The sequence below is a fragment of the bacterium genome, from assembly GCA_022616075.1.
GTDB lineage: Bacteria > Acidobacteriota > HRBIN11 > JAKEFK01 > JAKEFK01 > JAKEFK01.
Window position 1 is genome coordinate 1 of the sequence record JAKEFK010000151.1, and the last position, 5,469, is coordinate 5,469.

A 5,469-nucleotide genomic window follows, 5' to 3' on the forward strand; every position below is an offset into this window, starting at 1 on the left:
CCATTGCAGAGGACCAGCATAAGAACCCCTAAAGCAACTTGTATCTTCATCGGCTCTTCTCCTTCTAAAAGCTTTTCGCCAAAGCACTCAGCAAAACTCTTGCCCGCTTTTTAAACATGTCGTCCGTCGGGAAGCTCCCGTTTACAGAGCAACACAAATTGCTTGAGAACAACCCCGGTTGCTGAAGAATTCTGCAGAATCGTAGTAGCGCGGACGTCTCGTCTGCGCTGCTCGCAGTCGGGACGCCCGCGCTACTTTGACTGAGATTTGTGGTACAAAGAGAATGTGATCCGCCTCGTTGCTGTTTGTAACGAAAGAACAATTACCTTTCCCCTCACCAATGGACTTAAGGAAGTCACTGCAGGGTCTCTTCCAGAAAATGAAATCTACTTGCCTTACAAAGGCATTTCGCGCCGGCACTTTTCTGTGATCCATAACGATCAGGGATGGTTTGTTCAGGATCTTGGCAGCACGAATGGAACTTCTTTGAATGGAAAGAATGTTGAGAGGGCCCCGTTGAAAGCCGGAGATGTAATTCAAATCGGAGCCATTAAGATACGCGTGGAAACAACTTCACAGGAAGTACAACAGATTGATTTACCGGCCACAGGAGTCACACAAGCACGAAAGACGGATAAATACGGAGAGGTTCCATTTCGCGCTGAAGAGATTCCCTATTCATTTCCAAATCTTGTTTTTCCGGATGAAATGATTCTTGGAAAATCCTCTGTAATGATGGAAATCTATTTCAAACTTCAATCCGTTGCGCGAACCGATATGAATATCTTGTTTGTTGGGGAGACCGGAAGTGGAAAGGACTATCTGGCCCGAATGGTGCACTTATCCAGCGGGCGAAGCGGCGCCTTTGTTCCTGTTAATTGTGCTGCGATTCCATCTGAGCTGGTTGAAGCGGAGATGTTCGGCATTGGTGATAAGGTTGCGACAAACGTGAGTCAACGAAAAGGCAAGATCGCCGCTGCGGATGGCGGGACACTGTTTTTGGATGAATTGAGCGCTTTTCCAGTTGGACTACAGGCAAAAATTCTGCGGGCGATCGAAGAAAAAAGAATTGAACTGGTGGGCGAGACCAGAAGCACTCCGGTTGATTTTCGTCTGATTTCGGCAACCAATGAAGATCCAAAGGAACTCATCCGCGCTGGAAGGTTACGGCAGGATTTGTATTATCGCCTTTCCTCAGTCGAATTCTACATTCCGCCTCTTCGCGAAAGAAAAGAAGATCTCGAAGTTTTGATTCCGGCTGCGCTGAAACAAATAGCGGAAAAGGAGAACAAGCGGATTACTTCGATCAGTAAAAGACTGTTTGCGCTGTTATTGAATTATTCTTATCCGGGGAACGTCAGAGAACTAATGAACATTTTAAAAGCGATTGTCGCGTTTGCGCATTCCGGTGAAATTCTGGACATCCATCTTGTTCCTGAAAAATTGTTGGGCGGCAACGCAGCGGGAGAAATCAGCGATTTTGCCGAAAGCCGTCTTCGCCAGGGAGACCTTGACCTGCGAAATACTGTCGACGAATTTACACGGAGTTTTGTTGTTCGGGCGCTGAGAATTCATGGAGGAAATGTTCCCAGAGCGGCAAAACAATTGAAGGTAACCACGTTCGGTTTGCGTAAAATGATGAAACGATTGGGTATATCGAAAGAAGATGGTTTGTAATGTGGTGCGGACAACTCGTCCGCCGGGCTAGGATGCTGCACAATCGTGCATAGCGGGCGGGTCGCCCGCACCACTTTGTTAACCGGATGGATAAGAAGATTTCTTCGGAAGCCACGACGGTAATTCGGGGGGAGGGCTCGCAGGAGGGCTCCAGTCCGGATCAGATACCGTTTCATCGCTGGGAACGATACAGCATTCTTGAGTGTCTCGGCGAAGGCGGAATGGGCACGGTCTTTAAAGCGTTTGATCCCGCGCTGAACCGCCATGTTGCCATCAAATTTCTGCATAGCACAGACGCCGCTTCCCAGAAACGATTTCTGCGGGAGTCACGCGCGCAAGCACAAATCGATCATCCGCATGTTTGCAAGATCTATGAAGTCGGGTCCTTTGAAGGGAGGAACTACATTGCAATGCAGCTGATTGCCGGTGAGCGATTGGATAAATTGCGCGATCAGTTGACGGTTGAGCAGAAAGCAGCCTTAGCTTTGCAGCTTACTGCGGCTTTACAGGCCGCGCACAGACTGGGAATCATCCACCGGGACATTAAACCCGCGAACATTCTGGTTGAGCAGACGGATCAAGGATGGTGTTCCTACATCGTTGATTTTGGACTTGCGCGGGACACCAGAGTTCCAGGCGCAACAAAGACCGGCGTTGTCATGGGGACGCCGGAATACATGTCACCGGAGCAGGCGTGGGGCAATCCGGATCAAGTGGACCGTCGTAGCGATATCTACAGCCTGGGAGCCACTTTTTATGATCTCCTGACGCAACAACCACCCTTTCCGGGAAACAGCTATGAAGTCCTTTTGAAGCTATCGCAGGATGATCCGCCGCCGCTTCGCAAAATCGTCGGACACCTTCCGAAGGATCTGGAAACGATTGTGATGAAATGCCTCGAGAAAAATCCGGATAAACGATATGACTCCGCGCGGGAGCTGGGAGAAGATCTTCAACGCTATCTGGAGGGAGAACCAATCCTGGCGCGTCCTGCTACGACCATTGACCGTTTCATCAAGAAAGCAAAAAAGCATAGAAACGTTGCAGTGATCGTGACGGTATCCGCAATGGTGGCGTTCATTCTTGGTGGAATCGGTCTCTATTCCTGGTGGGTTTCAGGAAAGCAATTGGAATTGACAAGACAGCTTGCGGAGACAGTGGAAGGAATGGAATGGCAAATGCGCGTGGAACATACGATGCCGCTCCACGACATCAGGAATGCCAAAGCAAAAATCCGGATTCGGATGCAAGAAATTGAGGAGAAGTTTTTGCGCAAAGGGGAAATTGGATATGCTCCGGCGCATTACGCATTAGGTCGCGGATTTATTGCTCTGGAAGACTTTGAACAAGCGAGAACCCACCTGCAGGAAGCATGGAACAGCGGTTATACGCGCGCTGAAGTTGCGTACGCGCTCGGAATTACCATCGGTATGGTTTATCAAAAAGAATTGAATTCTTTAGCAAGAATGGAGGAGGGGCCGCGAAAGAATCAAAAGCTATCCGAGATTCAAAAGAGATATCGTGACCCGGCCTTGCAATATTTGAGAATAGGAAAAGGAGTAGCAAGCGCGGCGCCGGAATATGCGCAGGCGCTGATTGATTTTTATGAAGAGAAGTATGAAGAAGCCTTGCAGCAGTGCGATGCTGCCTTGACTCGCGCTCCCTGGTTCTATGAAGCAAAGATTCTGGAAGGAAATATCTACTCCGCGATGGCCACAAAAAGGATCCCTCACAATACCGATCAGGGAATCGAACTTTACCAGACAGCTCAGGAAGCGTTTCGCCAGGCGAGCATCATTGGAGCCAGTGATCCTGACGGCTACGTTCATCTCTGCGAAACCGGCCGCAAGATTGTGGTTGCAATTTTCACGAGCAAAGGCGGGGACGTCAAATCCCAATGGGAACAAACGATTTCGTTGTGCGATCAGGCTTTGCAAGTCGATCCAGAAAATGCAATAGCGCATGCGAGCTACTCCAACGCTTCCGCTGATCTTGCTTATTATCAAGGATACGTTGGACAGGACCCGCGGCCGGCTCTTCAAAAATCACTGGTCGCTGCGAAAAAAGCGGTCCAATTGGATCCGGACAATCCCTCTTTGCAGGCGTTCCTCGGGGACGCGTATTTGTACTTCATGGGAGATGCCTGGCCGCGCGGCATTCCTTTGCAGGAGACGGCAGATCGCGCGATCCAGAGCTATCAAAAAGCGATTCGCATGAATCCTTTCGAAGGCAATTACAACAACCTGGGTTATTCCTACTGGTATAAGGCGCTGGATCAGATCGATCGAGGCTTGAATCCAATGCCCTCTTTAGCAAAAGCGATCGAGAGTTATGACGCTGAACTCACGCATTTTCCTTCCGCAATCCAAACCCATTCAAATCTTATTAACGCGCTGGCAACCAAAGCCGAGTACGAACTCGATCATGGAATCGATCCCGCCGGGACGATTCATCAGGCGCAGGAGACGTATGAAGAGTGCTTGAAAATCAATTCTGACAATGCCTTCGCCATTCGAAATATGGCAAGCATTTTCCTGACGCGCGGTCGATTTGCAATGATGCGCGATCAGGATCCGGTTCCGGATTTCCAGGAATCCATTCAGCTTGCCGAACGCGCTCACAAAATGAATCCCGCAATTGCTTCCATTTTTTATTCAGGAGTGGCCCACCGGTATCAAGCAAAGTATGAGCGGCAACGGGGCAAGGGTTCTGCCACATCTGTGCGCCATGCAATCGAAAAACTTGAAAATCTGGCTGCGATCAATATTGAATATGCCCCATTCTATTCTGAGCTTGCGGAGGCCTGGATGGAGCAGGCCCACATCGATCGAGCAAAAAACAAAACGGCTAACCTGAACGTCGCATTCAAAAATGCTGAGAAAAATCTGGATAAAGCGATCTTCATCAATCCAACTTTCAGCCATGCATTTGCAGCGAAAGGAAAACTTTTGCTTTTGCAGGCACATTCCAATGAAAAAGCACTCAACACAGCTGAACAACAGTTGCAATCGGCGATCCGGATGAAACCGGATCACGCATTAGCACACTGTACGTTCGCACAGGTTGCATTGCGACGTTCCAGTGCCGTGGAAGCGGAACGACTTGCCGCAAAGTGCTTCGAGTTGAATCCTTTGCTTCGCCAGGAATTTGCCGCCGCTCTTCAGCAACCTGAGTTGCTGAAAAAACAATTCCAGTAGTCCGGGAAGCTATCGTTTGAAGTAGCGGCTCGACTGATTCCCCAACCTTTGCTGTTGGCAAAGAGCTTGCTCTACGCTTGTTCGTAGCAGCGAATTCATTCGCCACATAGCGACTAAAGTCGCTACTACAAACGAAACGGAGAAAACTTTATGAAATGCAGATCTTTCTTGGTACTTCTTTTGTGCGGGTTATTCTTGATCGTTTCTGACGTGGTTTCTGCGCAGGGGCTCACGCTCTCGATTAACGACGTAAATACAACTGATGGAAATGGTGGAAGCAACATCGTTACTTTTACGATTACACGCTCCGGCACCGGTTCTATTTCCTCCGTTCAATTCAGCACATCCAACGGCACGGCCACGGGCGGAAGCGGGGGTTGCAGTTCCGGCGAGGATTTCCTGAACCTCAGTAGCGGTGTATCCTTCAATTCAACCGAGACTTCGAAGCAAATCACCATTACCACCTGCGGCGACACGCTGGATGAAGCGGACGAAACGTTCAACGTCAATTTGACGAGTCCCGGTGGAGCCACGATCGCAGACGGACTGGGAGTCGCAACAATCGTGGATGACGATAATGAGCCCAATCTTCGCA

Annotated in this window: 3 protein-coding genes; all 3 read left to right on the forward strand. The window is 49.5% G+C overall.

Features of this window, described 5'->3' with window-relative positions; genetic code table 11:
* The first annotated feature begins 267 nt into the window (after positions 1-267).
* Entirely contained in the window at positions 268-1,677 is a 1,410-nt protein-coding gene (locus L0156_12290) for a sigma 54-interacting transcriptional regulator (GenBank protein ID MCI0603779.1), read from the forward strand.
* An 86-nt stretch (positions 1,678-1,763) separates the two neighbouring features.
* A complete protein-coding gene (locus L0156_12295) occupies positions 1,764-4,874 on the forward strand; it encodes a protein kinase (protein MCI0603780.1) in 3,111 nt (1,036 codons plus the stop codon).
* A gap of 150 nt (positions 4,875-5,024) precedes the next feature.
* Positions 5,025-5,469: hypothetical protein (locus L0156_12300; protein MCI0603781.1), on the forward strand; the 445-nt coding region annotated here is incomplete at its 3' end.

Bases quoted from the DNA above. Each gene is read 5' to 3' on its own strand.
- L0156_12295 (MCI0603780.1), top strand. From the start codon at position 1,764: ATGGATAAGAAGATTTCTTCGGAAGCCACGACGGTAATTCGGGGGGAG.